This is a genomic window from Geodermatophilus sp. SYSU D00742, assembly GCF_054049935.1.
Genome location: NZ_JBJGYJ010000057.1, coordinates 1 through 14,641 on the forward strand (window position 1 = coordinate 1; position 14,641 = coordinate 14,641).

Genomic DNA, 14,641 nt, shown 5'->3' on the forward strand with positions numbered 1-14,641 from the left:
CACGAGGTCCCCCACAGACACCACCCCCACCCCCCCCCCCCGGCCCCCCCCCCCCCCCCCCCCCCCCCCGCCCCCCCCCCCCCCCCCCCCCCCCCCGCGGGTCAGCTCGCGGCCGACGTCGAGCTTGACGTCCGCGTCGCTCATCAACAGCGCCTGGGCGTCGGTGTTGATGGCGATGAACTCGACCCCCTTGAGGCCGACTTCGATCATGCGGTTGACCGCGTTCACCCCGCCGCCGCCGATGCCGACGACCTTGATGACCGCGAGGTAGTTGTGCGGAGGTGTCATGTGGGGCTCCCGACCTCGACCCTCATCCTCAAGTAAAGCCTTATAGTTATGTCAACTGGGTCGACGCGGACGAAGTTAGATGGGGCTGCGCAGCCCCTACAAACACCCTCCGGCGACCGGCGTGTCGACAGAGCGGAACCACACCGATCTCGGGCGACCCCGTGGTCACACTCGCACCACTGAGTGTGACGACGCGCGCCCGGAACGTCTCATGGACAGGTCGAGGGGGCTGACACGCCGACCAGCAGGAACCGGCCAAAGTGAATCCGCGCGTCGGGCGTGTCGCGCACCTGCGCGTGTCGTCCGTCCCGTTGACCAGGGCGGTGCGGAGCCGGCGTGACACGCTGCGCGAGCGCCTCGGTCACTCCCGGGGCAACCGGCCCATGAGGTAGAACTCCCTGTTCGGCGGGATCGCCGCCCAGTGTGCGAGCCGGTTGGACAGCGCGAAGAGGGACACGATGGCGCCGACGTCCCAGACGTCGTCCTGGGTGAGCCCGTGCCCGCGCAGACCCTCCAGGTCGGCGGCGGTCACCGCCGCCGGCTCCACCGCCAGGCGGACGGCCACCTCCAGCACCGCGTGCAGCCGCGGCGACAGCGGCGCCTTGCGCCAGTCGACGGCCACCTGGTCGGCGATGTGCGGATCGCGGGCCCGGATGCGGGCGATCGCCCCGTGCGCGACGACGCAGTACAGGCAGTCGTTGGCGGCGCTCGTGGCCACCACGACCAGTTCGCGGTCGGCCTTCGACAGGCCCGGCGTCTCCTTGTCCATCAGCGCGTCGTGCAGCGCGAAGAACGCTGCCGCCTCCGCCGGGCGCCAGGCCAGCGCGCCGAAGACGTTGGGCAGGAAGCCCGAGCGTTCCTGCACGTCGGCGTACCGCTCCCGGAGTTCCGGGGCCAGCTGGTCGGGGGACGGGACGGGGAACCGGCTGATCGGCGAGTCGCTCACCGGGCCACCCTGCCCCGCACCGGCCGTGGGCGGCCACTCGTCCGGCACCGGCCGCCGGCCCGGAGGCCCACCCGGCCCCGGGGCACCGTCCTGAGCCGGCGCGGGGCGGGTGGTCCCACGGAGGGGAGGCCAGCGTCCGCCCTCAGCGCAGGACGACCGCGGACGGCGCGCTCACGTCGATGGTGCCCGCCGGTTCCAACGCCCCAGACGCCAGCTGACCCAGCAGGGCGACGAGGACGTCGGCCTTGTCCCCGGCGTCCTCGGCGCTCCCCCACAGCACCGTGGTGCCGTCGGTCAGCCTCAGGGTGACGTCCTCCGGGGTGGTGGCCGAGGCGGCGGCGACCTCCGCACGGACCGCGCCGGGCAGGGCGACCAGCGCGGCCAGCGCGGCGCGGCTGGTGCGGTCCCCGGACCCGGGGGCGGGGACGTCGAGGGGCACGACGCCGGCCGGAGGGGCACCGGTGACCGTGTCGAAGAGCACCCCGTCGGCATCGACCAGGCTCCGGGTGCCGGCCTGCTCGACCACCGCGACCGGCACCCGCTCGACCACCGTGACCACGACGCTGCGCGGCCACCCGCGGGTCACCTCGACCGAGGCCACCTGGGGCAGCCGGCCCACCCGTGCCTCGGCCGCGTCGACGTCCACCCGCAGCAGCGGGGTGCCCTCGGCGATCCCGGCCACCTCGACCACCTCCTCGGCGGTGAGCGTGTCGGAGCCGTCGACCTGCACGGAGGAGACCGCCAGCACCGGGCTGCCCCACACCAGCCAGGCCAGCAACGCCAGCACGGCCGCGGTGAGGCCGGCGCGCAGGAGCAGCCGCCGCCGGCGGTCGCGCGGGGTGTCCGGGCGCCGGCGGACGGCGGTGGCCCCGGTGCGGCGTCCGGACTCGGGAGCGGGCCCGGCGCCGCGGGAGCGGTCGCGGGTCGTCGTCCCGGAGCGGCTCACCGGTCCGGGCCCGCCGGCTCGTCGACCGATCCGGTCACCCGCGCCCGCAGCGCCTCCAGCACCTCCGGGCCGACCATGGAGACGTTGCCGGCCCCCATCGTGATCACGAGGTCGCCGGGCCGCGCCCGCTGCGCCAGCGCCGGGGCCGCCGCCGACCAGGACGGCTCGAAGTGCACGCGCCCGGCCGGCAGCGGGACGGCGTCGGCGACCATCGCCCCGGTGATGCCGGGAACGGGGTCCTCCCGGGCGCCGTAGACGTCCATGACCACCACCTCGTCGGCGAGGCCGAGGGCGGCGCCGAACCCCGCGGCGAACTCGCGGGTGCGGCTGTAGAGGTGCGGCTGGAAGGCGACGACCACGCGTCCGGGGCCCGCGACCGCACGGGCGGCGCGCAACTGCGCCTCGACCTCGGTCGGGTGGTGGGCGTAGTCGTCGTAGACCCGCACCCCGCCGACGGCGCCCTTCAGCTCGAACCGGCGGTGCACGCCGCCGAACCGGCCCAGCCCCTCGACCAGGCCGTCGGCGGGCAGGCCCAGCTCGATGCCGGCCAGCAGGGCGGCGGCGCTGTTGCGGGCCATGTGCTCCCCGGGCACCCGGATCTGCACCCGGCCCAGCACCTCACCGTCGAGGACCGCGGTCCACGCGGTGGTCTCCGGCCCCACCTCGATGTCCAGCAGTCGCAGGTCGGCGTCCTCGGCGGTGCCGTAGGTGCGCACGCGGGCGCGGGTGGGCACGCCGCCCAGCCGGGCCGAGCCCGGGTCGTCGGCGCACAGGACGACGAAGCCCGTGGGGTCGATCGTGTCGAGGAACCGGTCGAAGGCGGCCTCGACGGCCGCGAGGTCGCCGTAGTTGTCCAGGTGGTCGGCCTCCACGTTGGTGACGATCGCCCCGTGCGGCGCGAGCAGCAGGAACGAGCGGTCGCTCTCGTCGGCCTCGGCGACGAAGACGTCGCCCTCCCCCGCGTGCGCGTTGCTGCCCGACTCGTTGAGGTCACCGCCGATGGCGAAGGAGGGGTCGGCGCCGCAGGCCTGCACCGCGACGGTGAGCATCGAGGTGGTCGAGGTCTTCCCGTGGGTGCCTGCGACGGCGACGCTGCGCTTGCCGGCCATGACCGCGGCCAGCGCCACCGCCCGCGGGAGCACCCGCAGGCCCCGCTCGCGGGCCGCGGCCAGCTCGGGGTTGTCCTCCCGGATCGCGGTGGAGACGACGACGGTGTCGGCGTCGCCGAGGTGCGTCGCGTCGTGGCCCAGCTCGACCCGGGCACCCAGGGCCCGCAGCGCGAGCAGGGTCGGGGTGTCCCGCCGGTCGCTGCCGGAGACCGGGACGCCGCGGGCCAGCAGGATCCGCGCGATCCCGCTCATCCCGGCTCCCCCGATGCCGACGAAGTGCACCGCCCCGAGCTCGGCCAGCGAGGGCACCGGGTCGGTCCACGCGGCCACCGCTGCGGCACTCACGCGATCTCCTCGCTGACGCTCGTCGGCCGCGTTCGCGGCACTGCCGTGGTGCTGGGCGGGCTCGCGGGCTCGCTCACGTGCGGGCCACCTCCAGCACGATGTCGGCCAGCCGCTCGTCGGCCTCCCGGGACCCGGCCGCCGCGGCGTGCTCGGCGTACCCGGCGAGGGCGGCGGGATCGGTCACCAGCGGCACGACGTGCTCCTCGATCCAGGACGGCGACAGGTCGGCGTCGTCCACCAGCAGGCCACCCCCGGCCTCGACGACGGGCAGGGCGTTGCGCCGCTGCTCGCCGTTGCCGATGGGCAGCGGCACGAAGGCCGCGGGCAGTCCCACGGCCGACAGCTCGGCGACGGTGACCGCGCCGGCCCGGCACAGCGCCAGGTCGGCGGCGGCGTAGGCGAGGTCCATGCGCTCCAGGTAGTCGACGACGACGTAGGGGGCGCTGCCCGCCGGGCGGGCGGGCACGGACACGTCGGTGTTCTTCGGCCCGCGGGCGTGCAGCACCTGCACCCCCGCGGCGGTGAGGGCGTCGGCGGCGCCGACGGCGGCCCGGTTCAGCGACGCCGCCCCCTGCGAGCCGCCGAAGACCAGCAGCGTCGGGCGGTCGGCGTCCAGACCGAACTCGGCGCGGGCCTCGGCCCGCCGGGCGGCGCGGTCCAGCGTGCTGATCGCCGTCCGCAGCGGCATGCCGACGTGCTCGGCGCCGCGCAGCGGCGTGCCCGGCACGGTGACCGCCACGCGGGCGGCCAGCCGTGCGCCGATCCGGTTGGCCAGCCCGGGCAGCGCGTTCTGCTCGTGCACGACGACCGGCACCCGTGCGCGGCGGGCGGCGAGGTAGGCCGGGAGGGCGACGTAGCCGCCGAAGCCGACGACGACGTCGGCGTCCAGCTGGCGCAGCAGCGCCCGGGTCTCGGCCACCGAGGCACGCACCCGGCCCGGCACCCGCAGCAGGTCGAGGGTGGGCCTGCGCGGCAGCGGCACCGGCGGGATGAGCCGCAGGTCGTAGCCGCGGGCGGGCACCAGCCGGGTCTCCATGCCCCGGGCGGTGCCCAGGCAGGTGATCCGGAGCCCGCCCGTGGCGCCGCGGCGCAGGAGCGCGTCGGCGAGGGCGAGCATCGGCTCGATGTGGCCGCCGGTGCCGCCGCCGGCGAGGACGACGCTGGTCATCGAGGCCTCCGGGGTGGGTCGGGTGCGGTGCTCCGCGCCCGGGGTGGGGGCTGGCGGCGACCGTCCCCGCCGCGGCCGCGGGCGTCCGGGGCGCGTCGGTCCCGCGGCGCCGGGCCGCGCTCACGGCCGGGCGCGCCCGGGACGACGCGCGCCACCGTGCGGCTGCCGGAGACGGCGCCCCCGCGGGGGGACCGCTCCGCGGACCGCCCGGCCGGCCGGCCGGCGGGTTCGGTACGGGCCCGCCGACGTGGGCGGACCGGCTCGACGGCGTGCTCGGGGACCGGCAGGAGCAGGCGGGTCAGCCGGCCCGGGGTGCGGCGGCGCTGGTGCTCGATGGCCTCGGGCTCGCTGCGGGCGAAGCGGATCAGCAGGCCGACGATGAACAGGGTGAGCACCAGGGAGGTGCCGCCGGCGGAGATCAGCGGGAGGGTGACGCCGGTGACCGGCAGCAGGCCGACGACGTAGCCCATGTTCATCGCCGCCTGCCCGACCAGCCACACGGTGATCGCCACGCTGGCCAGCTGGACGAAGCGGTCGGCCGAGCGACGGGCGATCCGGAAGCCGGCGTAGGCGAGCACGCCGTAGAGGGTGACCACGACCAGGCACCCGAGAAACCCGAGCTCCTCACCGATGATCGCGAAGATGTAGTCCGACTCCGCCTCGGGCAGCAGGTTCCACTTCATGGCGCTGTTGCCCAGGCCGACGCCCCACAGGCCGCCGGTGGCCAGCGCGTAGAAGCCGCGGATGGCCTGGAACCCGGAGTCGGTGGGGTCGGCGAACGGGTCGAGGAAGGCGGTGATCCGCTCCATCCGGTAGGGCGCGGCCTGGACCATGACCCAGATGCCGGCCGCGGCGATGCCGGCGCCCCAGGCGAAGTAGCGCAGCGGCATGCCGCCGCCCCACAGCAGGCCGACGAGGACCAGGCCGAGGCTGACGATCCCGCCGAAGTCCGGCTCCAGGTACAGCAGCAGCGACAGGACGCCGAACACCGGCAGCAGCGGGACCAGCAGCGTCCTCACCGTCAGGTAGCGGTCGCGGACGGCCAGCATGTGCGCGCCCCACAGCGCGAAGACGAGCTTGGCGAACTCGGAGGGCTGGAACTGGGTGACGCCCAGGTCCAGCCAGGCGCGCGAGCCGTTGAGCTCCATCCCGAGGCCGGGGACGAGCACCAGCAGCAGGAGGACCGCGGACCCGACCAGGGCCAGGGGCGCCCAGCGGCGGATCAGCCCGGCCGGCAGCCGCAGGGCGACGACCAGCGCGCCCAGTCCGATGCAGGCGAAGACCACCTGGTCGACGCCGGGCCGCCAGGCCGGCTGGTCGCTCAGTGCGGCCTCGATCGCCGAGGCGGAGAAGACCATGACCAGGCCGATGGCCAGCAGCATGCCCGCCGCGCCGACGACGAGGTGGCAGCTGGTCATGGGGCCGTCGAGCCAGGCCGGACCCCGGAGGCGGCGCGGGGCGGCACCTCGCGTGGCGCCCGCGGTCCGCCGCGTGCCCGGCGCGGGGCGGGGGCCGGTGGACTCCATCCGGTCATCGTGGCCGGTGAGGTGCGCCGTGCGGGACACCGACGGGGCGTGTCGCATCGGCGGGGTGCTGGAACGGGCACCCCTCAGGGGCCCGCGCCGAGCTCGCGAGGCGTGGGGGGAAGGGCGGTCCTTCTTCACAGGCCGGTGATGGTCAGCCAGTCGGCGTAGAACAGGCCCAGCCCGAAGGCCACCGCCATGCCGGTGACCAGCCAGAAGCGGACGATCACCGTGTTCTCCGCCCACCCTGCCAGCTCGAAGTGGTGGTGCAGCGGCGCCATGCGGAACACCCGCCGCCGGGTGGCCCGGAAGAAGGCCACCTGGATGACGACCGACAGGGTGACCGCGACGAACAGCCCGCCGAGGACGATGAGCAGCAGCTCGGTGCGGGTGACGATCGCCAACCCGGCCAGCAGCCCGCCCAGGGCCAGCGAGCCGGTGTCGCCCATGAAGATCCGCGCCGGGCTGGTGTTCCACCACAGGAAGCCCAGGCAGGCGCCCATGCCGGCGGCGGCGACGAGGGTGACGTCGAGCGGGTCGCGCACGGTGTAGCAGCCGTCGATCACCGCGGTCGTGCAGTCGTGGGTGAACTGCCAGAACGAGATGATCGTGTAGGCGCCGCAGACCATGGCCGAGCAGCCGGCTGCCAGCCCGTCGAGGCCGTCGGTGAGGTTCACCGCGTTGGAGAACCCGGCGATGAACAGGTAGGCCAGGACCACGAACACGACCGGACCCAGGGCCAGCGGCGCGATGTCCCGGACGTAGGACACGAACGTCGAGGCCGGGGTGGTGCCGGCGGTGTCGGGGAAGTTGATCGCGAGGACGGCGAACGCCACACCGATGACCAGCTGCCCGACCAGCTTGGCGGTCTTGTTCAGCCCCAGGCTGCGCCGGTACCGGATCTTCAGGTAGTCGTCGAGGAAGCCGACGGTGCCCAGCCCGACCATGAGGAACAGCACGAGCAGCCCGCTGGCGGTGACCCCGCGCCCGGGCTGGTTGACGAGGAACAGGTGCGCGATCAGGTAGCCGCCGACGGTCGCCCCGACGATGACGGTGCCGCCCATGGTGGGCGTGCCCTTCTTCGACAGGTGGCTCTCGGGGCCGTCGTCGCGGATCTCCTGGCCGAAGCCCTTGCGCCGGAACAGGTGCACCGCCACCGGGGTGGCGAGGATGGAGATCACCAGGCCGAACGCGGCGGCGATGAGGACGGACTTCACGCGCCTGCCCCGGCGTCGAGCAGGTCGGCGGCGAGCACCTCGAGCCCGTAGGACCGGCTGGCCTTCACCAGCACGACGTCTCCGGGCACCAGCACCTCCGACAGCAGTTCCCGGGCAGCCGCCCGGTCGGGCACGTGCACCGCACCCTCCCCCTCGCGCGCCCCGGCCCGCGACGCGCCCCGGGCTATCCCTACCGCATCGGGTCCGACGGCCACGACCAGGTCCACCCCTGCGGCCACGGCGTCCCGGCCCAGCCGCTCGTGCTCGGCGGGCGCTCCGGGACCGAGCTCGGCCATCCCGCCCAGGACGGCGATCCGCCGCTGCCCCGGCAACCCGGTCAGGGCCGCCAGGGCGGCGCGCATCGACTCGGGGTTGGCGTTGTAGGCGTCGTTGACCACGGTGACGCCGTCGGGGCGGCGGGTGACCTCCATGCGCCACCGGCTGCGCGGTCCGGCCGCCGACAGCGCGGCGGCGACGTCGCCCACGGTCATCCCGGCGGCGAGGGCGGCCGCCCCCGCGGACAGCGCGTTGCCGACCTGGTGGGCGCCGACCACCTGCAGGTGCACGGGGTGACGCTCCTCCCCCACGACGAGCGTGAAGGCGGGGCGGCCCGCTCCGTCGAGGGTGACGTCCACGGCGCGGACGTCGGCGTCGTCGGCGAGCCCGGTGGTCAGGACGCGGGCGCGGGTGCGCGGCCGCATGCCCAGCACGCGGGGGTCGTCGGCGTTGAGGACGGCGGTGCCGTCGGCCGGCAGGGCCTCGACCAGCTCCCCCTTGGCGGCGGCGATCCCCTCCGGGGAGCCGAACTCGCCGAGGTGGGCGGAGCCGACGTTGAGGACGACGCCGACGTGCGGACGCGCCACGCCGCACAGGCGGGCGATGTGCCCGGGCCCGCGGGACCCCATCTCCAGCACCAGGAACCGGGTGGATCCGTCGGCGGCCAGGACGGTCAGCGGCAGGCCGATGTCGTTGTTGTACGAGCCGGGCGGGCTGACCGTCGGGCCGGCGGCGCTGAGCACCTGACCCAGCAGGTCCTTGGTGGAGGTCTTGCCGGACGAGCCGGTGATGCCCAGCGTCGTCAGGCCGCCGGCCACCAGCCGGGCGTGCACGGCCGCGGCCAGCCGGCCGAGCGCGGCGACCGGGTCGTCGACGACCACGCAGGGCAGCGCCTGGTCCGGGCGGGTGGTGAGGGCGGCGACGGCGCCGGCGGCCGCGGCCGCGCCGAGGAAGTCGGAGCCGTCGACCCGCTCCCCCGGCACGGCGACGAACAGGTCGCCGGGGGCGACGGTGCGGGAGTCGACGGTGACCTTCCCGGTCACGGTGCCGGCGGCGTCCGGTGTCAGCCGGCCGTCCACCGCCTCGGCGACCTCGGACAGGGTCAGCGCCATCACGGGGTCTCCTCGCCGGCGCTCGCCGGCCCCGTGCCGGTCAGTGCACCGTCCTCGTGCGACCTCGCGGGCTCGGTCATGTGGGGGGCTCCACTCCGGCCCGGGTGAGGGCCTCGCGCAGCACGGCGCGGTCGTCGAACGGGTGCAGGGTGCCGGCCACCTCCTGGCCGGTCTCGTGGCCCTTGCCGGCCACGAGGACGGCGTCCCCGGGCCGGGCGCGGGCCACGGCCTCGGCGATCGCCGCGCGCCGGTCGCCGATCTCGAGGACGTCGCCGCGCCGGTCGGCGGGAACGCCGGCGAGCATCGCCGCGCGGATGGCGGCGGGGTCCTCCGAGCGGGGGTTGTCGTCGGTGACCACCAGCAGGTCGCTGCCGAGGGCCGCGGCCGCCCCCATCGCGGCCCGCTTGCCGGGGTCGCGGTCGCCGCCGCACCCGAGCACGGTCACGACCCGGCCGGGGGTGGCGGCACGGAGCGCGGCCAGGGCGGTGGCGACCGCGTCGGGGGTGTGGGCGTAGTCGACGACGGCGACGAACGGCTGACCGGCGTCCACCGGCTCCATGCGGCCGGGGACGACGGTCTCCGCCAGCCCGGTGAGCGCCGTCTCGACCGGCACGCCGACGGCGTCGAGCAGTGCCACGGCCAGGACGGCGTTGGCGACGTTGAACGCGCCCGGCAACCGCACGCGGGCCGCCCAGGTGCGCCCGCCGGGCCCGGTGAGGGTGAACGACGAGCCGCCGTCCGGGGTGACGCCGACGTCGGTGGCCGTCCAGTCGGCGGCGGAGCCCCGGCCGGAGACGGTGACCGCGCGGCGGCCGCCGAGCATCCCGGTCAGCCGCCGCCCGTACGGGTCGTCCACGTCGACGACCTCGACCGCGGCGCGGCCGTCGAACAGGCGGGCCTTGGCGAGGAAGTAGTCCTCGAGGTCGGTGTGGAAGTCCAGGTGGTCGCGGCCGAGGTTGGTGAAGCCGGCGGCGGCGAACGGGACGCCCCCGACCCGGCCCAGCACCAGCGCGTGGCTGGAGACCTCCATGACGACGGTCTGCACGCCCGAGTCGGCCATGCGGGCCAGCAGCGCGTGCAGGGCGGGCGCCTCCGGCGTCGTCCGGACGCTGGGCAGCGTGGTGACCGTCGGCGAGCCGTCGTCGGCCCGGCCGCGGGTGCGGGTCTCCACGGTGCCGATCAGGCCGGTGCCGCGGCCCGCGGCGGCCAGCCCCGCCTCGACCAGGTAGCTGGTCGTCGTCTTGCCGTTCGTGCCGGTGATGCCGATGACCTGCAGCCGCCGACCCGGCTCGCCGTACACGCGGGCGGCGACGGCGCCCAGCAGGGCGCGCGGGTCGTCCACGACGCAGACCGGCAGCCCGGTGGCGCAGGCCTGCTCGCGGCCGGTGGGGTCGGTGAGCACGGCCACCGCGCCACGGGCGGCGGCGTCGGCCGCGAAGCGCGCGCCGTGGGTCCGGGCCCCGGGCAGGGCCGCGTAGAGGTCGCCCGCGCCGACCTCACCGGAGGCCAGCGTGACGCCGGAGACCGGCGTCGCGGCGTCGCCCTGCACGGGCGCGCCGACGAGGTCGCCGAGGTCGGCGAGCGTCGGGTGGGGAGTCGGCGGGGTGGTGCCCGCCGGGCGGGGCGCCGACCCGTCCGCGGTCGGGGTCACGGGGCTCCAATCTACCGGCGGGCCGGGTGCGGCCCGCCGCACCACACGCAGGAGCGGCGGACCGGTCCCGTTCCCGGGCCGGCCGGACGACGGGTGACGAGGACGGGGTCCGTGCTCACTCCGGGCCGGTGAGGTCGAACTCGGGGCGCGGCGTCCCCGACGGGACGATGCCGTCGGCGGTGAGCGCCTGGCGCATGATGTCGGCGAACACGGGGGCGGCGACCTGGCCGCCCTCGGCGGAGCTGGTCGGCCGCTCCAGGTCGACGGCGACGACGTACTGGGGGTCGTCGGCGGGCGCGAAGCCGACGAAGGTGGTCACGTACCCCCCGCCGGCGTAGCAGCCGCACTCGGGGTTGGCCCGCTGGGCGGTGCCGGTCTTGCCGGCCACCCGGAAGCCGTCGACCTGCGCCAGCGGCGCGGTGCCGCCGGGGCCGACGACGGCCTCGAGCATGTAGGCCATGCGGTCGGCGGTCGACTCGCTGACCACGCGGGTGTCCTCCGGGGCCGGGGCGGCCCGCCCGCCGACGGAGTCGACCACGCGCGGCTCGACGCGCACCCCGCCGTTGGCGATCGCCTGGTACACCGAGGCCATCTGCAGGGTGGTGACCGACACGCCCTGGCCGATCGCCACGTTGGCCGCGCGGCTGGCTTCCCAGTCCTCGGCCTCCTCGAGGATGCCGGCGCTCTCGCCGGGCAGCTCGATGCCCGTGCGGCTGCCCACGCCGAACGCCCGCAGGTACTCCTCCAGCTTCGTGTCCCCCACCTCGCGGGCCAGCATGATCGTGCCCACGTTGCTGGACTTGGCGAGGATGCCGGTGACCGTCCAGTCGATCGGCGCGTGGTCGTGGGCGTCGGTCACCACGGCGTCCCCGGCCTGGATGTGCCCGTTGACGGTCAGGACGGTGTCGGGCGTGGCGACGCCCTCCTCCAGGGCGGCGGCGAGGGTGACCGCCTTCATCACCGAGCCGGGCTCGAAGACGTCGGAGACGACCGGGTTGCCCAGCAGCTCCGGATCGGTCCGCGCGGCGGCGCCCGGGTCGTAGCCGGGGCAGGAGCCCATGGCGGCGACCTCCCCGGTGTGCACCTCGAGGACGACGGCCGAGGCGCGGGTGGTGGCGCCGTCGTGGCAGGCCTCGCCGAGCCGCTGCTCCATCACGAACTGCAGATCGGCGTCGAGGGTCAGCTCCACCGTCTGGCCGTCGGTGGCCGGGGTGGACTCGTCGATGCCGGAGGGGATCGGGTGGCCACCGGAGCCCACCTCGACCCGCCGCTCGCCGTCGGACCCGGCCAGCTCCTCGTCGAAGGCCTGCTCGATGCCGGCCAGCCCGTCGCCGTCCCGGCCCACGAATCCGACGACCTGTCCGGCGGTGACCCCGGCCGGGTAGAGCCGCACGGGGTCGTCCTCGAAGAAGATGCCGCCGAGCCCGAGGCCGTCGATGGCGTCGACGGTCTCCGGGGAGACCTGCCCGGCGAGCACGACGTAGCGGCTGTCGCGGGAGAGCAGGTCGGTCAGCTCGGAGACGGGGACGTCGAGCAGCGTGGTGAGCGCGAGCGCGGTGCGCGCGGGGTCGGCGACGACGGTGGGGTCGGCGACCACCCGGGACGCCTCGACGGTGTAGGCGAGCGGGTTGCCCTCACGGTCGAGCACCTGCCCGCGCAGGGCGGCGATCGGGTAGCTGCGCAGCCGGTCCTGGGTGGCGGCCGCGGCGTAGTCGCCACCGTCCACGCCCTGCAGGAGCACCAGCTTGCCCATGACGACCAGCAGCGGGACCACGACGAGTACCAGGCCGACGGTGAGCCGGCGGGCGCCGGGGCGCAGCGACCCGGCGACGCGGCGGCTGCCGGGCGGGCGGCGGGGCACGAAGGCGCCCGACCCACCGCGGGGCGTGGCGCGGTCGGCGGGGCGCCGGCCGGGGGACGGCGGCCGGGGTGCGGTGGGCACGCTCAGCCCCCCGCGCCGGGCTCGGCCGGGGCGGGGGCCTCCGCGGGGACCGGCTCGCCCCGCAGGGTGACCGTGCCGTCCTCCCCGATGACGAGGTGACCGGCAGGGCCGGCGGGCACCAGTCCCGCGGCGGTGGCGGCCGCGGCCAGCGCGGCGGCGGTGCCGCCGGCGACGACCCGCTGCTCCAGCCGCTCCACCTCCTGCTCGCGGTCGGCGTTGGCCGCCGCCAGCTGGGTGGCCTTGAGCGAGTTGACCGCGATCGCGGTGTTGAGGATCAGCAGGCCCAGGGTGGTCGCGACGAGCATCCCCACCACCAACAGCACGAACGGCGCGCGGCGGGTGCCCAGCACCGCGCGCCGGACGCGGGTCGCCGGGGGAGCCGGTGCGGGCCGCGGCACGGGGCCGGTGGCGTGGGCGCGCGGCGGGCGGGCGCGGAGCGCGCCGACCCGCACCGGTGCGGTGTGGGCGCGGGCCGGCCGGGCCGGGATCGGGGTGACCGAGCCGGTGGTGGGCAGGGCGGCCGGGGCGCCGGGGGGCGGCGGTGCGGTGTGGGCAGCGGACGCCGGCGGGCGGGAGGCCGGCGCCGGACGTGCGGCTGCGGTCCCGGAGGTGGCCTCCGCGGTCGCCGTGGCCGCGCGGGCACCGGTCGCCGGGGTGCGCGTAGGGGCGGGTGCGCTGCGCCGCGCGGCCGTACCGGCGCGGGGGGCCCGCGGCTCGGGGGGCGTCCCGGTGCGGGGCGGGCGGGGTTCCGGCGTGCCTGCCGCGCGGGCGGCCGCGCTCACGGCGTCCCCCCGGTCACGCGGCCCGCCGGATGCGCTCGGCCGCCCGGACGCGGGCGGAGGCGGCCCGGGGGTTGGCCGCGGTCTCCTCCTCCGACGGGGCCTCGCCGCCGCGGGTGAGCAGGCGCAGGGTGGGCCCGTGCTCGGGCAGCGGCACCGGGAGCTCCGGCGGGGTGCGGTCGGTGGCGCCCGCGGCGAGGGTCTGCTTCACGATCCGGTCCTCGAGGGAGTGGAAGGTGATGACGGCGATGCGCCCGCCCACGGCGAGGGCCTCGATCGCCGCCGGGAGGGCCCGCTCCAGCACGCCGAGTTCGTCGTTGACCTCGATGCGCAGCGCCTGGAACGTCCGCTTGGCCGGGTGTCCGCCGGTGCGGCGGGTGGCGGCGGGGATGGAGGCCCGCACCAGCTCGGCGAGGCGCCCGGTGCGGGTGAACGGCTCGCGGGCCCGCTCCCGCTCGATGGCACGGGCGATGCGGGCGGCGAAGCGCTCCTCGCCGTAGACCCGCAGGACGCGGGCGAGGTCGCCGGCGGGGTAGGTGTTGACCACGTCGGCGGCCGTGCGGGGGGCGGCGGGGTCCATCCGCATGTCGAGCGGGGCGTCGGCGGCGTAGCTGAAACCACGGTCGGGCCGGTCCAGCTGGAGGGAGGAGACGCCGAGGTCGAACAGCACCGCCTGCACCTCCTCGACGCCGAGCCGGTCCAGGACGTCGGGCAGCTCGTCGAAGACGGCGGGCACGAGCGTGACCCGGTCGGTGCAGCCGGCGGCCTCGATCCGGCGGGCGGCCTCGGCGCGGGCGTCGGGGTCGCGGTCCAGGCCGACCAGCCGCAGGCCGGGATGGGCCCGGAGCAGGGCGAGGGAGTGCCCGGCCAGGCCGAGGGTGGCATCGACCAGGACGGCACCCTCCGCAGCGCAGGCGGGGGCCAGCAGCTCGCTGACCCGCTCGAGCAGGACGGGGACGTGCACCGCGGGCCGCACGGGCTCGGTGCTGCTCATCGTCGACTGCTCCTCGAACGGGTCGGGTGGGCGCAGGGCCCGGGGGCCCGTCCATGGTGACGCGGGGCGGTGGTCGGCGGGTGGAGCGTCGCGGGCGTTTCGGGACCGGTTCGGAGGGGTGGGGCGCAGTGGGGCCGGTGGGGCCCAGTGGGGCGGGTGGAGCCGGCCCGCCCCCCGCGGGGCCCGCCTGGCGTCGGGGAAGTACGCCAGGTGGTGCCCCGCGGGGACGGAGAGGCCCGGGCCGTCCGCGACCGGGGAGGGGGGGGGGGGCGGGGGCGGGGGGGGGGGGGGGGGGGGGGGGGGGGGGGGTGGTGGGGGGGGGGGGGGGGGGGGGGGGGGGGGGGG

11 protein-coding genes and 1 pseudogene are annotated in these 14,641 nt (G+C 76.8%); all 12 read right to left on the reverse strand.

Translation table 11 applies throughout. From position 1 onward, the window contains the following. Positions 1–288 (reverse strand): annotated as a pseudogene (locus ACI78V_RS22360) (cell division protein FtsZ); the annotation flags it as partial. A 361-nt stretch (positions 289–649) separates the two neighbouring features. After that, the gene (locus tag ACI78V_RS22365; protein WP_456854882.1) at positions 650–1,234 is read right to left on the reverse strand and encodes a peroxidase-related enzyme; all 585 of its coding nucleotides are present in this window, start codon (positions 1,232–1,234) and stop codon (positions 650–652) included. Positions 1,235–1,376: 142 nt separating this feature from the next. Further along, entirely contained in the window at positions 1,377–2,180 is an 804-nt protein-coding gene (locus tag ACI78V_RS22370) for a cell division protein FtsQ/DivIB (protein WP_456854884.1), read from the reverse strand. Next, positions 2,177–3,634 (reverse strand): UDP-N-acetylmuramate--L-alanine ligase, encoded by a 1,458-nt coding sequence (gene murC / locus ACI78V_RS22375; RefSeq protein WP_456854886.1) that lies wholly within the window; start codon positions 3,632–3,634, stop codon positions 2,177–2,179. The genes ACI78V_RS22370 and murC overlap by 4 nt, the downstream gene beginning before the upstream one ends. Before the next feature lie 73 nt (positions 3,635–3,707). After that, a complete protein-coding gene (murG, locus tag ACI78V_RS22380) occupies positions 3,708–4,802 on the reverse strand; it encodes an undecaprenyldiphospho-muramoylpentapeptide beta-N-acetylglucosaminyltransferase (RefSeq protein ID WP_456854888.1) in 1,095 nt (364 codons plus the stop codon). Further along, on the reverse strand, positions 4,799–6,220 hold the full coding sequence (ftsW, locus tag ACI78V_RS22385) for a putative lipid II flippase FtsW (protein WP_456854891.1): 1,422 nt from the start codon (positions 6,218–6,220) through the stop codon (positions 4,799–4,801). The genes murG and ftsW overlap by 4 nt, the downstream gene beginning before the upstream one ends. 242 nt (positions 6,221–6,462) lie before the next feature. Beyond that, positions 6,463–7,542, reverse strand: coding sequence for a phospho-N-acetylmuramoyl-pentapeptide-transferase (mraY, locus tag ACI78V_RS22390; protein ID WP_456854893.1), 1,080 nt, complete (start codon positions 7,540–7,542; stop codon positions 6,463–6,465). Further along, positions 7,539–8,930 carry a UDP-N-acetylmuramoyl-tripeptide--D-alanyl-D-alanine ligase gene (locus tag ACI78V_RS22395; protein ID WP_456854895.1) on the reverse strand — a complete coding sequence of 464 codons (1,392 nt, stop codon included), beginning with the start codon at positions 8,928–8,930 and terminating at the stop codon, positions 7,539–7,541. Before ACI78V_RS22395 ends, mraY begins: the two co-directional genes overlap by 4 nt. Positions 8,931–9,006: 76 nt before the next feature. Further along, on the reverse strand, positions 9,007–10,581 hold the full coding sequence (locus ACI78V_RS22400) for a UDP-N-acetylmuramoyl-L-alanyl-D-glutamate--2,6-diaminopimelate ligase (protein ID WP_456854897.1): 1,575 nt from the start codon (positions 10,579–10,581) through the stop codon (positions 9,007–9,009). Positions 10,582–10,696: 115 nt separating this feature from the next. After that, a complete protein-coding gene (locus ACI78V_RS22405; RefSeq protein ID WP_456854900.1) occupies positions 10,697–12,523 on the reverse strand; it encodes a peptidoglycan D,D-transpeptidase FtsI family protein in 1,827 nt (608 codons plus the stop codon). 2 nt (positions 12,524–12,525) lie between these two features. Next, the gene (locus ACI78V_RS22410) at positions 12,526–12,975 is read right to left on the reverse strand and encodes a hypothetical protein (protein WP_456854902.1); all 450 of its coding nucleotides are present in this window, start codon (positions 12,973–12,975) and stop codon (positions 12,526–12,528) included. A 343-nt stretch (positions 12,976–13,318) separates the two neighbouring features. Continuing rightward, positions 13,319–14,296, reverse strand: coding sequence for a 16S rRNA (cytosine(1402)-N(4))-methyltransferase RsmH (gene rsmH / locus ACI78V_RS22415; RefSeq protein ID WP_456854904.1), 978 nt, complete (start codon positions 14,294–14,296; stop codon positions 13,319–13,321). Positions 14,297–14,641 lie beyond the last annotated feature (345 nt).

Excerpts from the sequence above, each read along its gene's own strand:
- rsmH (WP_456854904.1), bottom strand. The coding sequence starts at position 14,296 with ATGAGCAGCACCGAGCCCGTGCGGCCCGCGGTGCACGTCCCCGTCCTG.
- ftsW (WP_456854891.1), bottom strand. The coding sequence starts at position 6,220 with ATGACCAGCTGCCACCTCGTCGTCGGCGCGGCGGGCATGCTGCTGGCC.
- murG (WP_456854888.1), bottom strand. The coding sequence starts at position 4,802 with ATGACCAGCGTCGTCCTCGCCGGCGGCGGCACCGGCGGCCACATCGAG.
- ACI78V_RS22395 (WP_456854895.1), bottom strand. The coding sequence starts at position 8,930 with ATGGCGCTGACCCTGTCCGAGGTCGCCGAGGCGGTGGACGGCCGGCTG.